13 protein-coding genes and 1 pseudogene are annotated in these 18,875 nt (G+C 37.1%); 6 read left to right on the top strand and 8 right to left on the bottom strand.

Features of this window, described 5'->3' with window-relative positions:
- Positions 1–335 precede the first annotated feature (335 nt).
- A complete protein-coding gene (locus ACOOWA_RS12930) occupies positions 336–764 on the top strand; it encodes a transcriptional regulator (RefSeq protein ID WP_421375762.1) in 429 nt (142 codons plus the stop codon).
- 19 nt (positions 765–783) lie between these two features.
- Here the strand turns inward: ACOOWA_RS12930 and ACOOWA_RS12935 are convergent, their stop codons facing one another.
- The gene (locus tag ACOOWA_RS12935) at positions 784–933 is read right to left on the bottom strand and encodes a hypothetical protein (protein ID WP_421375764.1); all 150 of its coding nucleotides are present in this window, start codon (positions 931–933) and stop codon (positions 784–786) included.
- 119 nt (positions 934–1,052) lie between these two features.
- On the opposite strand from ACOOWA_RS12935, the gene ACOOWA_RS12940 reads away from it, so the two are divergent.
- Complete coding sequence (locus tag ACOOWA_RS12940; protein ID WP_421375766.1) at positions 1,053–2,897, top strand: hypothetical protein; 1,845 nt, start codon at positions 1,053–1,055, stop codon at positions 2,895–2,897.
- A gap of 15 nt (positions 2,898–2,912) precedes the next feature.
- Here the strand turns inward: ACOOWA_RS12940 and ACOOWA_RS12945 are convergent.
- Together ACOOWA_RS12945 and ACOOWA_RS12950 are read right to left on the bottom strand one after the other, a co-directional pair.
- Positions 2,913–3,529: pseudogene (locus ACOOWA_RS12945) on the bottom strand (alpha-ketoglutarate-dependent dioxygenase AlkB family protein).
- Positions 3,530–3,667: 138 nt separating this feature from the next.
- A complete protein-coding gene (locus ACOOWA_RS12950; RefSeq protein ID WP_421375767.1) occupies positions 3,668–4,444 on the bottom strand; it encodes an XRE family transcriptional regulator in 777 nt (258 codons plus the stop codon).
- A gap of 61 nt (positions 4,445–4,505) precedes the next feature.
- On the opposite strand from ACOOWA_RS12950, the gene dinB reads away from it, so the two are divergent.
- Together dinB and ACOOWA_RS12960 are read left to right on the top strand one after the other, a co-directional pair.
- On the top strand, positions 4,506–5,651 hold the full coding sequence (dinB, locus tag ACOOWA_RS12955; RefSeq protein WP_421375768.1) for a DNA polymerase IV: 1,146 nt from the start codon (positions 4,506–4,508) through the stop codon (positions 5,649–5,651).
- A gap of 12 nt (positions 5,652–5,663) precedes the next feature.
- Positions 5,664–8,738: a DNA polymerase III subunit alpha gene (locus ACOOWA_RS12960; protein WP_421375770.1), complete on the top strand. Its 3,075-nt coding sequence runs from the start codon at positions 5,664–5,666 to the stop codon at positions 8,736–8,738.
- A gap of 436 nt (positions 8,739–9,174) precedes the next feature.
- On the opposite strand, the gene ACOOWA_RS12965 is transcribed toward ACOOWA_RS12960, so the two are convergent.
- The gene (locus ACOOWA_RS12965; protein WP_047439893.1) at positions 9,175–10,200 is read right to left on the bottom strand and encodes a hypothetical protein; all 1,026 of its coding nucleotides are present in this window, start codon (positions 10,198–10,200) and stop codon (positions 9,175–9,177) included.
- Between the two features lie 5 nt (positions 10,201–10,205).
- A complete protein-coding gene (locus ACOOWA_RS12970) occupies positions 10,206–10,751 on the bottom strand; it encodes a hypothetical protein (protein WP_052194244.1) in 546 nt (181 codons plus the stop codon).
- Between the two features lie 98 nt (positions 10,752–10,849).
- Between ACOOWA_RS12970 and ACOOWA_RS12975 the strand changes: the two genes are divergently transcribed.
- On the top strand, positions 10,850–11,929 hold the full coding sequence (locus tag ACOOWA_RS12975; RefSeq protein WP_421375772.1) for a sensor histidine kinase: 1,080 nt from the start codon (positions 10,850–10,852) through the stop codon (positions 11,927–11,929).
- Positions 11,926–12,648 carry a LytR/AlgR family response regulator transcription factor gene (locus tag ACOOWA_RS12980; protein WP_421375774.1) on the top strand — a complete coding sequence of 241 codons (723 nt, stop codon included), beginning with the start codon at positions 11,926–11,928 and terminating at the stop codon, positions 12,646–12,648. The genes ACOOWA_RS12975 and ACOOWA_RS12980 overlap by 4 nt, the downstream gene beginning before the upstream one ends.
- Positions 12,649–13,096: 448 nt before the next feature.
- Here the strand turns inward: ACOOWA_RS12980 and ACOOWA_RS12985 are convergent, their stop codons facing one another.
- The 3 genes from ACOOWA_RS12985 to ACOOWA_RS12995 are packed head-to-tail and all read right to left on the bottom strand — an operon-like array spanning position 13,097 to position 18,609.
- Positions 13,097–16,204: an efflux RND transporter permease subunit gene (locus ACOOWA_RS12985; protein WP_421375776.1), complete on the bottom strand. Its 3,108-nt coding sequence runs from the start codon at positions 16,202–16,204 to the stop codon at positions 13,097–13,099.
- Positions 16,205–16,215: 11 nt separating this feature from the next.
- Complete coding sequence (locus ACOOWA_RS12990; RefSeq protein ID WP_421375778.1) at positions 16,216–17,274, bottom strand: efflux RND transporter periplasmic adaptor subunit; 1,059 nt, start codon at positions 17,272–17,274, stop codon at positions 16,216–16,218.
- Positions 17,275–17,280: 6 nt separating this feature from the next.
- On the bottom strand, positions 17,281–18,609 hold the full coding sequence (locus ACOOWA_RS12995) for a TolC family protein (RefSeq protein WP_421375779.1): 1,329 nt from the start codon (positions 18,607–18,609) through the stop codon (positions 17,281–17,283).
- Positions 18,610–18,875: the final 266 nt, after the last annotated feature.

Here is an 18,875-nt window from a genome sequence, read left to right on the forward strand (position 1 = left end):
GCTTAGATTGTTATAATGTAGAGATAAAGCGAACAGCATTGAAAAAAGACGGCGTGGGTACTCTACATTATCCGAACTAGGGGTACTGGTATACCTTACACACAGATAAGAGAGCCCACGCCTAGGTCGTGAGCTTAATACTTATCATCTTGTGTGTTTAAAAATTACCAGTTTTCTAGTACAAGATTCTAAGCAATAGCTTCTATTATTCTTTGAAGTATCGCAAAATTACATTTAAAATGTAATTATAGCAAATATATACAAATTATTCAACACTTCCAAATATGGATGTGTGCAAGATTCAATTTTTTAAGTAATTGCTTAAAAAATCTAAAATGAAGGATGGGAAAATTGTCGAGATTATAATTTCTGAAATTGATTTATATGTAATAGATAAAGTTCGGGAGTATAGAGGCAAGAATATTCCCTATATTTCTCAAGTTGAGTTATCACAAAGAATGGGTTATGCAGATGGATATGTAGGTAAAGTAGAGAATTACAGTTCTAATACACGCTATAACATCAGAAAACTAAATTTGTTAGCAAAAGCTTTAGGCTTAAATTCGTCTCGCGAAATATTACCTAACAATATTTTGCAGAATGATCTTCTTTTTTTAAAATTAAAAGTAAATACTCGCAAAAATGATACAGTAGAATTCGATTCTATGGGCAATGTTATAAAAAATTATGAGATTATTGAGCAAAAAATTCTTAATGAAGAAGAATTAAAGCAGTTTAATAATAGAAGAGCAAAAAAATCCTAACATTTAGTTAGGATTTTTTTTATTTATTAATTTCTTGATAGTACCTATCAGAACATTGATCAAGAACTTCTTCCGTTTCTTTTAATTCTTTTTTAGTTGAATAAACCCAGACTGAAAGTCCTAAAATAACTAATGTTGCTACGATGCTGTAGATTTTTAATGTTTTCATATTTATGTTTTTTGTAAAGATATAAAATGTAGTGTTTCGGAGGTTATATTATGAATAAAACAGAGAAAATAATTTCTTATTTATTTTTTATATATCTTTTAACTTTATATTTAAAAACTATGGCTCCTGATCTTGATTACAAGTTTTGTTGTATTATTAATGATGATGCTTTCTTATTAGGAGCATTAGTTTCCAGTTATATCTTTTCTGGAAAATATATTCCATCCTTTCAATTTTTAAAAGTTTCTACTGAAGATGACGATATTGATTCAAATGTAATTGATGAAAATCAAATAAGCAGGTCAAGGTCACGAATTTTTAATATTAGAGTTAATAATTGTATTAGCAAAATGAAACACTGTGAAACAATTATATTAATTGGTTTAACTGATGATCAGAAATCTTACCTCCATTTTCCTGAAAACTTTGATATCATTGAAATAGAAGACGAAAAGGATGTTGAAAATTATCTCTTAGGTATTGCGTCAGAAAAAGAAGTGCTAAAGTGCACAACAGAAAATATTCTCACAAATCTTCATTACGCGCATAAAAATAACATGAGGTTAGAAATTGATAACTATGCTATCTCTTCTGAAAACATTAGTACAGAAGAGAACGAATATGGTCTTATAGTTGTTGAGAATCATTTTGATGTATCAGGAATTCTAGCTGTAAATTATGCAAGTTCTATAGGAGCAAATGTGAAAATTATCGATGCACCAAAAATAGAACAAAATGAAGTAAATCAATACATTGAGAAATGGAAATTGGAAAATAATCAAAACTCTATTGAAGATTTAAAAAAAATAATCATATCTGGTATATCTGACATAAATTTAGATTATCCATTTATCACATTTTTTACCGTAGGAATACCTTATTCTCTTATTTTCGACAATATCGTTCCAATATCGCACGTCCATCTATATCTTGATCCGGATTTTTTTATATTTAATAATATTTATTTTGAGGAAAATGAAAAACTATATTCTTCATTAGTATTTTCACCAAAATTATTTTCAAATGAAGAAACACAATATGTCATTCAAAATTTTGAAAAAGCCAATTATTTAGTTTTTGACTTGTTGGACGAAGAAGCAACCTCTGCAAATATAGATTATGCTGTGCAAACTCTACCTTTTTCAGTACTTCACTTTTGTAGTCATGGAGGACCAGTTAAAGGTGCTAGACTTAAAAAGTATTTTACAGACCGTGACGGCAACAAACACATTGTAGAATATGACGAAGTTTTAAGTGTAATGCCCGAAAAAGGTAAAGAACTCATTAAAGTTATGCTTAAATATCTTCCACGTAAATTTAATAATCGTATTTGGAGATCTAAAGAGTTGAAAGATCTTAACTATCCGCATTACGTTTTTTCCGATATGCTTGAAGCAATATCTAACTCGGAGGACCGAAAATTTATTTCCAAAACTATTATTAAGAATATACCTAATTCGTGTGCAATAATCTGTAAAAACTTTCACTATCAAGCAATGTTTAGCACATTTTGTGATAATCATTCGCCTCTAATTTACAACAATACGTGCTGGTCAAACTCAGACATAAAAACAAATTTTATCGCTAATGGTGCAAGAGCTTACATAGGTACTTTATGGAACATCAGTAATTATTCTGCAAGAGAATCTGCTAAAATATTCTATAGTAACCTTTTCAAAAAAACATTTTTGGAAAACCATTATTTTATACAGAACTCTATTACCGAATATTTCGATAAAAACGTTTATATATTGTGGGGATTGCATTTCTCTACATTGTCAGAAGGAATAAATCAGCAAGATTCAAAAATAGAGATTTTAATAAGATTGAGAAATGCTGTATCTAATTGGAATAAAAACTATTTAGCGACATCAAATCAAGATACAAAAAATACCATCAACGATTTTATCAAATTTTTGAGCAGGAATATTATAAGAATTGTTATGAAAGGAAAAAATTATTAGATTATTAAAGTCAGGTTATACATTTTTATCATATATAAGTCTAAATGTCAAATTTATCCTTTCTTTCATTGGGATATTGGATTTAGCAATACGATGTTCCCAGTTTTCCTGCAAATCACCTTTCATGATAAGCAATGAACCATGAGGGAGTGCAAGGCTATATTTGCTTTGATGATGGTCTTTTTCCTAAAATCAAAGTTTCTGATTTGACCAAGGCTGATAGATGCTATTACAGGTCGCTTACCATATCGGCTTTCTTTGTCTCTGTGCCATGCTACGGAATCATTATTATTACGGTAAAGATTAAGGAGTACTCCATTGAACTTGTATCCGAATTCTTTTTCAATTCTTTCTTTTAAAGCGTAAAGTTCTGGAGTCCATGGATTAGTACCAGAAACATTTCCATCTAAATCGTAAGAGCTATCGTTCCCTCCATACCAAGCAGTAAGCCGAGGCGTGACAACGGTTTTGTCATACATTTTCTGAGTCCGCTGTTCCCAAGGTGTAGCTTTCAGAAGAATATCTTTAAGTTCATCAGCTTCTTCTCTATTTATAAAGTTCTCTTTATATTCCAGAAGGTCTTTTGGAAACTCATAAAATTCTTCTGTATCAAATAAACTCAATTGACTCATTGTAGATTTCTGTTAAATATTTATATTTGATTTATACCGTTTACATCCCGTTTTTTCATTGTGTTTTTGCTTCCCTTCGGGGAAGTTTTTTTATGAAGTAATTTTAAGAAACTTATTTTTAAGTTTCATTCAAATGAATCAATTCTTATCTCCCATTTTTTCTTTGATATGTTTGATATCAGTCTTGATCTCTGAAATGAAATTTTGAATATTGCGTTCTGCAAATTCATCAGCTCCATATTCGATGGTATTTATACCGCAGGCAAATTCCCAAATCTCCTTAATTTCAGGTAATGGAATTTTATAGGGCTCATAAAATTGATTATCCGACTTAACCCATATACTGTCTGCTTCATGAAACTGAAATCTTTTGTAACTGATTCCATCATTGGTGGTAATGAAAATATAAGTCCTGTCCGTTTTCAGATCAGAAAGATTCTCAACGTATTTACCAACGATGTATGTTCCGTTTTTATAGGGTGGCATGGAATCTCCATCTGCAGGAAAAGCCCTAAACTTTCCTCCTTTTAAGAAAGGTAACGATATCGTCTCGAGTCCTTCGATATATTCTGGATCACCGTAACCGTTCAGGTAGCCCATCGAAGCCTTTTGAGGGATAATTTCAATCTGATCATTGCCGTCCTGATCAACCCTAATAGGCAGAACAATCCTGTTATCCGGAAGTTCCATTATCTCGTCAATCGAATATCTGCTGACGTTGATGGTCAGAAGTAAATCGATACTGACATTATAATATTTTGAGATTTTAACCAGGAGATCAAGGGGCGGTGCTGCGGCATCATCTTCATATTTACCGTATCTGCCTCTGGTAATTAAGAGATCATCAGCAACCTTCTGTTGTGACAGATTGAGCTTACCTCTTAAATACCGCATGTTTTCTGATAAAATTGACATTGCTATAAATTATAGCAACAAATATACAATTTTTTGCTACAAATCGTAATAATTTTGTCAAATGGAACGAGCAATTGCACATATGGACCTGGATACTTTCTTTGTCTCCTGTGAACGGCTGAGAGACTCTGTACTGGAGAATCAGCCTGTCATCATAGGCGGCGGGGATCGTGGCGTGGTGGCATCCTGTTCCTATGAGGCCAGGAAATTTGGGGTTCGTTCTGCAATGCCTCTGAGAATGGCTTTGCGTTTATGCCCTGAAGCCAAGGTTATCAAGGGGGATATGGAATATTATTCCAAAATGTCCCACCAGGTGACCGAAGTTATCCAGGAAAAAGTTCCGGTGATGGAAAAAGCCAGCGTCGATGAATTTTACCTGGATCTATCAGGAATGGACCAATTTTTCGGATGCTATCAGTGGACAACAGAAATTGCGAAAGCTGTGATAAAAAATACAGGCCTTCCCATCAGTTTTGCATTGTCAACCAATAAAACCGTTTCAAAGATCGGAACCGGGGAAGCCAAGCCTAGCGGAAAATTAGAATTGAAACCTATAGCAATCCAGCCTTTTTTAAATCCGTTATCCGTCCGAAAGATTCCGATGGTGGGCGATGTGACTTTTGAACTGCTCTCAAGGTTGGGCGTAAGGAAAATTGAGACTTTATCCAAGATGCCTATTGATGTCCTTCAGGAATTAATTGGCAAGAATGGAACTGAACTTTGGAAGAAAGCCAATGGTATCGATTTAAATCCTGTGATTCAATATTCTGAACGAAAGTCTATATCTACTGAAACTACTTTTGCTGAAGATACCATCGATGTTCAAAATATCAGAAGCATTCTTTCCGGAATGGTGGAACAGCTTTGTTACCAGCTGAGACACGAGAAATGGCTTACCTCAACGGTTTCTGTCCGGATACGCTACGCCAACTTTGATACGGAAACCAAGCAATGCAAAGTTCCGTATACCTCAGCAGACCATACCTTGCTAAAATATGTCCTTGAGCTTTTTAAGAAAATATATACGAGAAGGATGAGGATTCGTCTTGTCGGAGTCAGGTTTACAGGGCTGGTACACGGAAGCCATCAGATGGATCTTTTTGAAGACACCGAAGAGCTTATCTCATTATATCAGGCAATGGACAAAATGAAAGACCGTTTTGGTGCTAAAAGCCTAGGAAGGGCTTCGGGCTTTTTAACTCAATAGAATAGATAAATTATGTTTCTGAATTGTCATACCTATCATAGCCTTCGTTATGGGACTATTTCTGTTGAAGATCTGGTCGAAATGGCTTTGGAATATAAGCTGAAAGTTTTGGCATTAACGGATATCAATACGGTAACCGGAATTTACCAGTTTTATAAACTGTGTCAGGATAAAGGTATTAAGCCGATTGTCGGTGTTGATGTCAGAGTTGAAAATGAGCAGTATTATATATGCTTAGCTAAAAACCCGAAAGGGATTGGCGAGGTCAACAGACTTTTGACTAATTATAATTGTGATGATATTTCAATTCCAAAGACAAATCCTAGCTTGGAAAATTGTTTCGTCATCTATTCTTTGCAGAATATTCCTGAAAAATTATTGGAACACGAATTTATAGGCATCAGGCAGGATGAATTAAACCTCTTAATCAAGCCTGAGCTGAAAGCTTTAATTCATAAAATGGTTATTCTGCATCCGGTAACCTATAAAACTGATGAACATGATGAGCAGTATAAACTTCATAAGGTATTACGGGCAATTGATGCTAATACTCTATTGACAAAATTAAAGGAGAATGATTATTGTAAGAGCGATGAAACGTTCATCAACAAAAAACTTTTGTTGAATAAATACAATCATTTTCCTGAAATTATTGAGAATACTAAGTTCATGGTGGATGAATGCAGCTTTGATTTCGATTTTAAAACCCCGAAGAATAAAAAATTCTATACCGATAGTAAAGAGAGTGATTTTAAATTATTATCAAAACTAGCTTATGAAGGCTTAGCTAGAAGATATTCGGATGAGAACAAACAGGCAGTTGAAAGGGTTGAAAAAGAATTGGCTGTTATTGATCAATTGAATTTCTGTGGCTATTTTTTAATTACCTGGGATATTATTCAATATAGCAATCGTATGGGATTTATGCACGTTGGAAGAGGAAGCGGGGCTAACAGTATTATTGCCTATTGTTTAGGTATTTCTCACATCTGCCCTTTGGAACTGAATCTGTACTTTGAGCGCTTTTTGAACCTCAACAGGAAAACACCTCCTGACTTTGATATCGACTGGAGTTGGAAGAACCGCGATGCTATTTTGGAATACATTTTTGATAAATACGGCAAAGATCACGTCGCATTTTGCGGAACCAATGTTGAATTTAAAAGAAAATCAAGGTTCAGGGAGCTGGGAAAAGTATTCGGGCTGCCTAAAGATGAACTGGATCAACTCTCTAAAATGCCTAAAGAATTACATGATCAGAATGCTGTTGTTCAGGAGATTTATAAATATGAACAGATGATGATCGGTTTTCCTAATCAAAGGAGCATGCATTCCTGTGGGATTTTGATCTCTGAGGAACCGATTACCAATTACTCTGCTTTGGAATTTCCGCCAAAGGAATTTCCTATTGTTCAGTTCGACATGCATACCGCTGAAGAAATAGGTCTGGAAAAATTTGACATTTTATCCCAAAGAGGTTTAGGAACCATTAAAGATGCTGTTAACCTGATTGAAGAAAAAAGAGGGATTACGGTCGATATTGAAGATACAACTATTTCAAAGAATGAAGCAAAATGTAATGAGCTTTTGAGTATTGGAAAAACAATCGGCTGCTTTTATATCGAATCACCTGCTATGCGCGGATTATTGCGACGGCTTAAATGCGACAATTACAAAGTATTGGTTGCTGCCTCCTCCATCATTCGTCCTGGTGTAGCACAAAGCGGTATGATGCGTGAGTATATTTTTCGCCATAATCATCCCGGTCAATTTGAATATTTTCATGAAGTGTTTGAAAAGGAACTGGGCGAGACTTATGGCATTATGGTCTACCAAGAAGATGTGATCAAAATTGCCCTTCATTACGGTGGAGTATCTGCCGAAAATGGTGATGTCCTGCGAAGGGCGATGAGTGGGAAAGGACGATCGCTTTCTGCCTTACAAAAATTAAGAGATGATTTTTTTGAATCCTGCAAGAGAAAAGGACATCCTGAACAATTATCTCAAGAGGTGTACCGGCAAATCGAATCCTTTGCCGGCTATTCTTTTTGTAAAGCCCATTCAGCTTCCTATGCGGTTGAAAGCTATCAGAGTCTTTATCTGAAAGCCTACTACCCTATTGAATTTATGGTTTCCTCCATTAATAACGGCGGCGGGTTTTATCGTACCGAGGTGTATGTTCATGAAGCAAAGATGTCAGGAGCTGTAATTCATAATCCCTGTGTAAATCTAAGCGAATTCCATACAACAGTATATGGAACGGATGTCTATTTGGGTTTGATGCATATTGAAAGGCTGGAAGCATCTGTTAAAATGTCTATTCCTGAAGAAAGAAAAGAGCATGGTGATTATAAAACATTGGAGGATTTTGTGAAAAGAGTCAACATCGGTATTGAGACATTACAAATATTGATCTTTGTCGGGGCTTTCAGGTTTACGGGCAAACAGAAACACGAATTATTGATCGAAGCGAGATTCCTGTTGTCAAATCAACATAAAACTAAGATGATTTCTTTATTTGAAGAACCTCAAAAAGATTATCAGTTACCCGTTATAGAAAGAAATCCTTTTGAAGATGCTTTTGACGAATTGGAGATATTAGGCTTTCCAGTCTCTTATTCCATTTTTGATTTACTGAAGATCAAATACAGAGGCGATGTAATGGTTAAAGATCTTTTGAAATACCATAAGAAGCAGGTGAGAATGTTAGCTTATCTGATTTCTCGAAAACACGTCCCTATTAAAAATAAATATGGTAATCGGGATGATATGTATTTCGGAACCTGGATTGATGTTAAAGGCGACTATTTTGATACGGCTCACTTTCCGGATAGTCTTTCAAAGTTCCCTTTTAAGGAAGGCGGAATTTATCTTTTATTAGGAACTGTTGAAGTAGATTACCACTTTCCTACTGTTACTATTACTAAAATGGAAAAGATGCCGCTTATTGCCGACCCTCGTTATTCGATGGATGAGGAAAAGTCTAAGAAAATAGAGAGAAATCTTCGGGAAGATGTAAGTTTAACCTTCAGAGAGCCTTATCCTCAGCAACATGAGATTGGATTGCCGAGATTAAAAATCAAATAAAAAAATATTTCGTAGCTTTTAACATCCTGTGACATCTTATATACTATTTGAGGATGTAAAATATGGCTTGTGCCATAATAAATTAAGATTTTACATACATCAATTTGTCTCAGCAATTCAAAGTTTTAAAATTGATATTTACCGGAAACCAAGAAATATATGCAAGCTAAATGTCGATATGATGAAAGTTAATTTGTATAGCAAATTAACTTTCATTAATCTCTTTTTAGGTTCTTTATTATTAATAAATAGCCATTGTTATTATAAAACTTAAACTCGATTATATGTAGAGACTGAAATAGATACCGATTGTGAACGAGAGACGTTATTCTGAAACTTATGTTCCGCAAGTCAATAATCTCAGAATAACTCTTTGATAAAATCTTTAAGAACCCAATTGTTATAATCTGTGCTCAATAATGGCACCATAATCTTGCTATTTATTTTTTTTAAGAAACGTAAACGGATTGAATGAAACACCGATATTAAAATAGAACACTGGATCGGGTTTTATTTCAAAGACAGCGTCGTCAAAATTATCCTCTTTTCTGAACAATCTTCCCGATGGTGTCAACTTTACACCCGTTTTTCCCGTTATAATAAAGTCACCGATCGCATGTTCGTAAATAATACCAGAATTGATATCAAGTTGTCTATACTGGAATCGTTGGTCCGGATTACTGCTATCAATTTTATAGACATAAAATGTGGTCTGGTCCATCTCGGCTCCCAATGAAAGCCTGCCTGTGTTCTTAAACAGATATTTACGCAAATATACACTCTTAGGAAGCGTTACATCTGCTATAAGGCCATTATCAAATCGGTGTTCATAAGTAAAGATCGGAATGACCGGTAGCTGTGCGGTCGGATCTATATTGACCGCCAGACCTACGCTCATCTTGGTCTTTGCCGTGCCTTTCAATACCATGACCCCGGATAGAAAACCTTTGACACGTTCAAAATGCTGGTCGCTGCCCTCTACGATGACACTGGAACTGTAAATGGTCCGTTTGTTAAAAAGCGTGGAAAAATAGGAAAAGTTCAAGGATGAAAACAGATAGTGAAACTCTTCTTTAATTACGGTGGGGTTATTAGTAAGAGGTTCAAACATATTTGATTCTGCACTGATAAATCGATATCCCGCCGTTGCTCCTAACATCCAAGTCTTCCTTTTAAGAAAATTAACATTGGCACTGACCTTCAGCTGGGTAAAGTCATTCACTTTTCCATCCCGTAATGGAGTGTCTCCCTGTTTTGCCGTGAAATTGTAAGGTGCCGGGAGAGAAAATTCTATATTGAGAGGACGGGCAATCGCAATCTTATCAGCTGCGTACGCCACCGTACGTCTGGGAACATTCGTGGTATCTTTCTTTAATTTTAGGGTGTCCAGTTGCTGAGCAAAAACCTCAACAGAGAAAAACAATGGTACTAGGATCCAAATTCCTTTTTTAATGATTTCCATATAATTTAATTTATTTTTTTTATTATTGATCGTGAATAATTAAAATAAAAGATCCTGTCATATAGGTCTTCCACCTTATTTTTTTTAATAAATGCTTTACTGTCGTTCATATTCTCCGAAATAAAATTTTCTTCAACAACAACAAACCATAATTCGCTTAAATCGGACTGTCTCTTCAAACTTTGTAAAAATGATTGGCTGTAGAGAGAACCCTCAAAATGATGGGTAGTGGTATAAAGGAGATCGCAGAAATAGATCCCTTTGCGGCCTCCATCATCTTCGATGATATTGACCTTATCATCAAAATCAATGATCCTTAGTGACCGCTTGTAAATTTCAACAAAATGGCACAGGTCAAAAATCTGAATGATCTTTTCCTCCTGTTGTTTTCCTGTTAAGCAGGGATCATCCATTATCTGTGTTGTATATTCTTGCAGCATATCCAATAAATTCATAGCCTTCTCTATTACGAACAGAACAAAGGAAATAATAATAATGAGCTCATTTTTCTTTTTTATACCAACTGACCTATATTTTATACTAAATACCATATATAAACTGTTTAGTATAAAAGAACTTATGGTTTGTATAATTTCTAGTTTTTGAGTCCATGTATATTTTATCTTTGCTGAAGAAATCGATCAGGGATATGAGTTACAAGACATTAGAGGTACAGAACACCAAAGCTATACGGTTTATAACAGAGGATAAATTCAGATTACTGCGCCATGCAGTTCTGTTATTGGGTATTCTTGCCATATTGTCCTACTCTAAGGATGTAACGGAGTATCGCGGTTCCTTCCGGTTCCTTAAGGTATTGCTCATCTATATTCCCTTGGTGCTGATGTGTTACATCAATATCAATTTCCTGGTTCCTATATTTTTCTTTAAGGGGCGTTATGTGATCTATTTTGCTCTACTGATCTTATTGGTCATACTTTCATTAAATGCCATTTCAACTGTCCTGGATGTATTTTTCCCCAACCAAGGTACTTTTGATCCACATCGGGATAGTGCAGGCCGAGGATTTTATGAATCGATCGTGATCCTGATCCCTATAATCCTTGTCACGACCATGATCAAGTTATTTCAACGTTGGATGAAGGATAATCAGCGAATCAATGAGCTGAACAGGATCAATTTCAAGATGGAATTAAATGAACTCAGGAACCAGATGAACCCACACTTTTTATTTAATACACTTAACGGCATTAAATCTCTTATAAGGACTGATCCTGATAAAGCAGGAATGGTGATCCTGAAACTTTCGGAATTTCTTAGGTATCAACTTTACGAAAATAATGATGAACGTACCCTTTTAAAGTCCGAAATTAATTTTCTATCTAATTTCCTGGACCTTGAGACCATTAGGAGAGATAATCTGTCGGTAAAAATCAGCAGTGATACGGATTGCAGTATAATTAAAAGTATATTTCTTCCACCTAATCTTTTTACCACTTTTGTTGAAAATGCCGTTAAGCACAGTGTGAATATAAATGATGAGGAATCCTTTGTGCATATAAAAATAGATGTGAAAGACAATTTCCTGCACTTCTGCTGTATCAATTCAAAAGATTCAAATTATATACCCTCCGCCAGTGAGAAAAGTAGCGGATTGGGCCTGGGAAATATAAAAAGACGTCTTGAACTTTTGTATGGTCATAACCATACACTTGATATATATTCTTCAGAAAGTCGATATGAAATCAAATTAATTATTCCATTATGAAATGTATTATAGTAGATGACGAACCTTTGGCAAGACAGGAAATGCAGGCATTGATCAATGACGTTTCCGATCTTGAAATAATCGGTTCATTTTCTAATGCTCCGGCAGCACTAAAGTTTTTAAAGATCAATAGTGTCGATCTTATCTTTCTGGATATCGAGATGCCGATGGTAACAGGATTGGAATTTGCAGCCCAGCTACCCGAAGATACACTCGTTATCTTTACTACAGCCTATCCTAAGTATGCTTTGGAAAGCTATGAGCTTGACGCTATTGACTATCTTTTGAAACCAATTGACAAATCCCGGGTTCAAAAAGCCATCAACAAAGCTTTAACTTACAAAAAATTGCTTTCCGCTGAAACTGAAAAGAATACGATAGAGTCAAATACCGGAGATTTTATGATCATAAAATCTGAACGGAAGTTTTTCAAGATCAATTTTGCTGACATCAAATTTATCGAGGGCTTAAAGGACTATGTGGTGATCTATACCGGTAACCAGAAACTGATCACAGCCATGAACCTCAAGACCATTCATCAGAAAATCCCGAATAGTACTTTTTTAAGGGTCAGCAAGTCGTATGTTATCAATCTCAATTTCATTGATTCCTTTGATCATCACAATGTCTACCTCGGCGAAAATGAAGTGCCGTTGGGTGAAGTGTATAAAAAGGATTTTTTCAAGATCTATTCGGGAGGTTCACTCAATCTTGAGTGATCAGACAATAAGCAGTGTTTCTGCTGATATTTAATTGAAAAAAAATAGTTGATTTTAAATTTTACTTTGTTCCAAAATTTCACAGATATATGCCCAACTGTTAGCATTTTAAATTCGATTCGCTTGTCAATGTCTGTACCTTAATGAGTATTAAGATGATAATTAACAATTAAATTTCTATCAAAAGAAACTTGCACCTTTCTTCTATTGATATGGACAATCAGTTTAAATCCTTACCGTGTTGAATCCTTCTCAACTTAGCAGTCTGTTAGCTTTTGCCTGTGCTATTTTGAAACTCATGATCTTTATAATTGTTGTCCTTTCTTTTTCAATATTATCCTGATCATTGAAGTATCCGACAATCAATAGTTTTATTGAGATTGCCGGATATAAGGACAAAAATTGGTTGCCGACTTAGGTATTGTAATATTGAGATTTTTCACACCATCTATTCAGGGATCTTATCATTTTTCTTTAACAGTCTCTGCAGTAGATTATCAATAATTAGATACATGCTGGGCACGACAAACAAAGTCAAGATCATAGAACTCGTTAAGCCACCGATGATCACCCATGCCATACCGTTTTTGATCTCTGAAGCAGCCCCACTTGCAATGGCTATAGGAAGCATCCCAAAGATCATCGCCAATGTGGTCATTAAGATAGGTCGGAGCCTTTCTTTACCGGCTTCGATCAAAGCTGCTTTGACAGGGTATCCTTCCATTTTCAGATTATTGGTGAAGTCTACGATAAGAATAGCATTTTTTGAAACCAGACCCAGAAGCATGATCATCCCGATAATGGTAAAGATGTTAAGGGTTTCCATTGTCAGTGCCAGGATCAGGAATGCCCCGATCAGTGCCACCGGTATGGAGAACAATACGACAAACGGATATACTGCATTTTCATACAGTGCTACCATGATCAAATAAACCAAAACAATGGCTGTGAGCAACGCCAATCCCAAACTTCCAAAAGCATCTCCCTGATTTTTGGAATCGCCGAGATACTCTACACTGATACCATTGGGAAGCTTAACTGATGCCGCTTTTTCCTTGATCTCATCGCTTACAGTACCGGTAGGACGTCCAGTCACATTCGCCTGTACGGTGATGGAACCCAGACGGTCAATTCGCTGTAAGGTAGTTTCCCCAAGGGCCTCGCTTACGTCTGCAAACTGGCTTAATAGTATACTATGTCCTTCTGAATTTACAAAAGGTAGATTTCTTACATTCCTGATGTCAGAACGGTTAAATTTATTTAGGCTCACCCTGATATCATATTCATTACCATCTTGTTTGAACTGGCTTTGATCACTTCCGCTAAATGAGTTTTGCAGTGTAGCCCCCACCATACTGGCATTCAATCCTAATAGGCTCATCTTTTCTCTATTCAGTTTGATGTCCACCTCTGGCTTCCTGTCTTTCACAGAAAGTTTGACAAACTGTGTTCCGGGTACTGCTGCCACGATTTTCTGGTAAGCTTCCGCAACCTGACGGACATCTTTCAGGTCAACGCCTTTAATAGCGATCTGTATGGGTGCACTACTTACATTTCCCGTAATGGATGTTGAGGAAGCTGTAAACTTGGCTCCGGTTATCGCTCCGCTAAGTTTATTCTGGATATAAGTTCCAAATTCTTCGGCAGACATGCTTCGTTTTTTCTTGTCCGCCAATGTCAGGGTAAGTTCTGCTAAATTGGCGTTACTGCTGGTTCCAGATACACTTCCGCTTACAAAACCGATACTGGAAAATACTTTTTCTACTTCAGGCTGTTCCATGAGTATTTTTTCCGCCTGCTGTACGAGCATATTGGTTTTGTAAATGGTTGCTGTAGGCTCCAGTTCCATATTGAGTATAAGGTCGCTCTGATCCGTTTTCGGGATAAATGCCGCCCCGATAAATCCCGTTGGAACCAAAGTAATAGAGCCTATGATCAACAATATAGTGCCGGACAAAAGCCATCTTTTCTTGCGGAGCACCATTTCCAAGAGTCTTCCGTAGCCTTTTTTGATGGCGTCGATGAAATTTTCAAAACCAAGATTGATCCTTCCCCATAAGGTATTTTCGCTCAGATGCTCCAGTTTGCCAAAACGGCTTGCCAGTAAAGGAGTAACAGTAAAGGAAACAAAAAGGCTCATCAGGGTCGAGATCACGACCACGAGTGAGAACTCACGAAGGATGGAACCTATCATGCCTCCTGCCAATGCCAATGGTAGGAATACCACAACATCCACCAGTGTAATGGAAAGGGCGGTAAAGCCAATCTCGTTACGCCCCTCAAGAGCTGCCTTCCGTTTGTCAGATCCCATTTCCATATGCCTATAAATATTTTCCAGTACCACGATGGAATCGTCCACCAATATGCCGACTACAAGCGACAGTGCCATCAGTGTCATCAGGTTAAGCGAAAATCCAAGACCGTACATGGCGATAAATGTTGGTATAATGGATGCGGGCAAGGCTACCAGTACGAACATGGAACTTCTGAAGCTGTGCAGAAAGGCCAGCATCACGATTCCAACGATGATAACAGCCAGCATCAGATCGAACATTACCGCATCAGCAGAATTGAGCGTATAGACACTCTGGTCGGAGGAAATATTGAATTTAAGGTTCTGCTCTTTGTATTGGGTTTCAATATTTGAAAATACTTTTTTTATCTGTTCGCTGACATCGACCGCGTTGGCATCACTTTGTTTGATGATCTGCACACCGATAGACGGAATACCGTTGATGTGGTTGATCGCTGTTGTTTTTGCCGTGGCATCGACTACCTCTGCAATATCTTTCAAATAGATTACCCCCTGTTTCGGATGTTGGAATACAGTAAGGTCACGCAACTGGTCCAATGATTTTACATTGGCATCATATCGGATAGAAAGCTGCTGGTTCTGGGTTTCTATACTACCGGCAGGAAAAGAAAGATTGGCATTGTTAACTGCCTGTGTGATCTGTGCTATGGAAAGACCGTATAATAATAATTTATCCTGATTGATGTTGATCTGTATCTCACGCTCATCTCCACCGATAATGTTTACCTGACCTACACCCGCGACATTCTGTAATATCGGTCTTAGCTGATTATCCATGAGGTCGTACAGGTTTCGGGGAGCCATGTTTGCCGTAATACCGGCTTTGATCACTGGAGTTTCTTCAAGGTTTACCTTGTTGACCTGTGGTCGTTCTGCATCGTCCGGCAGGTCGTTCAATGCCTGATCAGCTTTACGTTGAACATCACGTTCTGCCTTATCAATATCCGTTCCGCTCTTGAATGATATAGTAATAATGGAAACGCTTTCCTGAGAAGTGGAATTGATCTGGTCGAGCCCTTCCACAGAGGAAAAAGCATCTTCGAGTTTCTTGGTCACAGTCGTCTGTACTTCCGCTGCCGATGCACCTGGGTAAAGCGTACTTACTGAAACCGTTGGCACTTCGATTTTTGGAAGCAGGTTATAATTAAGGCTTAGGTAAGATTGTATCCCGAACATGACTAGTACCGTAAAGATTACGATAAGCAATAAGGGTCTTTTTATGGCTATTCCGGTTATTGACATGATACTGCTTTTTATTTTGAAATGTTAATTAATGTACCGTCCTTTAAGTTGATCTGTCCGGACGTGATAACCTTTTCACCTGCCTGCAGGCCTTCCGTAACCTGTATCTTACTTCCGAATTCAGCTCCGGCCTTAATGGAGCGAAGTACCGCTTTTCCATCTTTTGCAACATATACCGAGGCATCCTGTGTACTTGAATTTAATGCTTCACGGGGGATCAACAATATCTTTTGCCGTGTCGTCCTTGAAAAATCGGCATAAACAAAGGTCCCCGAACGTAAAGGGTTGTTCTTATCGTTGTTTGCGGTTATTTCTACCTGATAATTGTAAGCCTGATTCGCCTGTGGGCTGATAAAGTTAATCGTGCCATAGAAAGGCTTATCGGGATAGATATCTGTGGTAAGCTTGATTTTCTGACCTACTTTTATCTGGTACACTTCTGCCTCCGTAAAATATACTTCTACCTTTAATTGGGAAAGATTGACAATAGATCCTAATTCTCCTCCGGCGGTAATATACATGCCTTCTTCGACCGCTTTATTGCCTATGATCCCACTGATCGGCGATTTGATCGTAGCATCTGCGATCTGTCTGCGCAGTTGCTGAGAAAGGCTCTGGGCATCGCTATAACTGTGACGTATATCATTCACTTTTTCCTGTGTGGCAGCACTGCCTTCAAGCAATTCGGTATAGGTTTGAAGGTCACGCTTTAGCTTGGAAACGTTGGATTCCGCTTTCTGAAGGTCGATTTCCAGCAAACGGGTGTCAATGACAGCAACTGTCTGTCCCTGTTGCACCTGGTCTCCGAGTTTGAACAGCAACCGCTGAATATTTCCGCTTGTTACCGATAAAACTTTTGCCTCCTTGAAAGGAGCCAACATACCGGTCTTGACCAGTTCGATGTCCTGTATCTCTTCTGATACCTGTGTAGCCGTTACTGGAATACGCACATCTGCCACTTGTGCAGGCTGGTTCTTTTCGTTGATCTTTTTCTTATTGGTGGCCAGCTTAAAAACAATAAAAGCAATAATACCGACACAAACCAGCGTGACTATAATTTTTTTCTTCATAATGGTCTAAAGTGAATTATAAAAAGTTTTTAATGTTCCCGATGCTTTTTCAAGATCAATTCGGGCTTGGTAGTAACTGTATAAGGAGTTGAGGTAACTGTTCTGGGCTTCTTTCAGGGAATTCTGCGTATTCAGCCAATCTATAAGATTGGTGGTTCCCTTCTGGAATTGCAGATCGGTAACTTTGAGTACGGATTCCGCAAGCGTTACATTCCTCTTGTCGTTATCAACGTTGGTCTGGGCTTGTGTAAGCTTGGTATAGGCATTTTCGTAATCTACCCTATATTTGCCTTCTGCCAGTTTGAGGTTCTCTTCTGCATTGATACGGTTGATCTTTGCCTGTTTGTACTGTGCATTCCGTTTATAAAAGTCAAGAATAGGGATGCTTAACTTTAAACCCACTGCTGAGTAAGGGAGTAACTGGTCATAGGCACCATTGAGATTGTCTCCAAATCCGACGGCACCATAACGGAAATATCCTGAAAGTTTTGGAAGTCCTTCTGCCTTGATACGGGACTGTTCTATCTCCAGTGTCTTGATATTGAGTTCGGATAATTTATAGTCAATCCTCGATGAAGGAGAAAAATTGCTGGTGTTTTCTTCAAGAGATAATGGCATTTCTAATTCTGTTACAAGATTGACCATGAGAAGATCATTGATCGGATAGCCCATTTCGTATTTGAGTTCGTTTTCGGCAAGCTTCAGGTTACTCTGCGCAACCCGTATCTGGGAAATGGTATTGTTATAGTCCACGTTTACCTTGTCCAGATCTTTTTGAAGGGTAACTCCTTTGCTTACCTGCAAGCGGTATATTTCGATCTGCTTTTCATAAGTCTCTTTGTTGTATTCCAGTAGTTCCAGTTGCTGGTTGTATACGAAAATCTGGAAATAGGCGATGCTTATATTGTAAATGATCGCCTCATTGCTCTGTTCAACATTAAGATCAGCCCGTTGTTTATTATACTTATTGGCTTTTAGTCCTGTTAGAAGTGACTTATCATAGATCACCTGGTCCACTTGTCCTACGAAATTGGAGTTATACTTTTGGGTGAGTGATACCTTGATCTCATCGGGACCAAAAATTCCGGCGGGGATGACACTTTGTTGTAGTTTAAGGTTGTTATCCAATGTTGAGGTCAGGCTAACTTTGGGCAGGTAATCTGCGAGCACTTCTTTTGCTTTGGCATCGGCAGCCAGTTTTTCATTGGCATAGATCGTCTTGTTACGGTTATTTTTTAGCCCGTACTCGATACATTGTTTCAATGTCCAATTCTCTTGGGCATATATATTTATGCAAAAGCTGAATAGAAACAGTATAATAATTTTTTTACTCATATAATTTTAAATTATTATCTTCCATAAAAAGAAAGAAATGTATTATATGAGGCTAAAATAAAGTAATGGACTACTGTTATTTTAGTTATTATACGAACCCCGCTGCTTTTTATACAAACCAGTCTATAGTGGCTCCAGATTTAGGAAAGCTTATCAGTTAACCATGCGAGTGAACCAATCGAAAGATGAAATAATAGAATGATATTTGTTGCTTGAAGGAAAAAAGAAATTTCAAACTTAGAAGTTTGCTAATCAATACTTGATAT

The sequence above is a fragment of the Chryseobacterium sp. GP-SGM7 genome, from assembly GCF_049166575.1.
Taxonomy (GTDB): Bacteria; Bacteroidota; Bacteroidia; order Flavobacteriales; family Weeksellaceae; genus Chryseobacterium.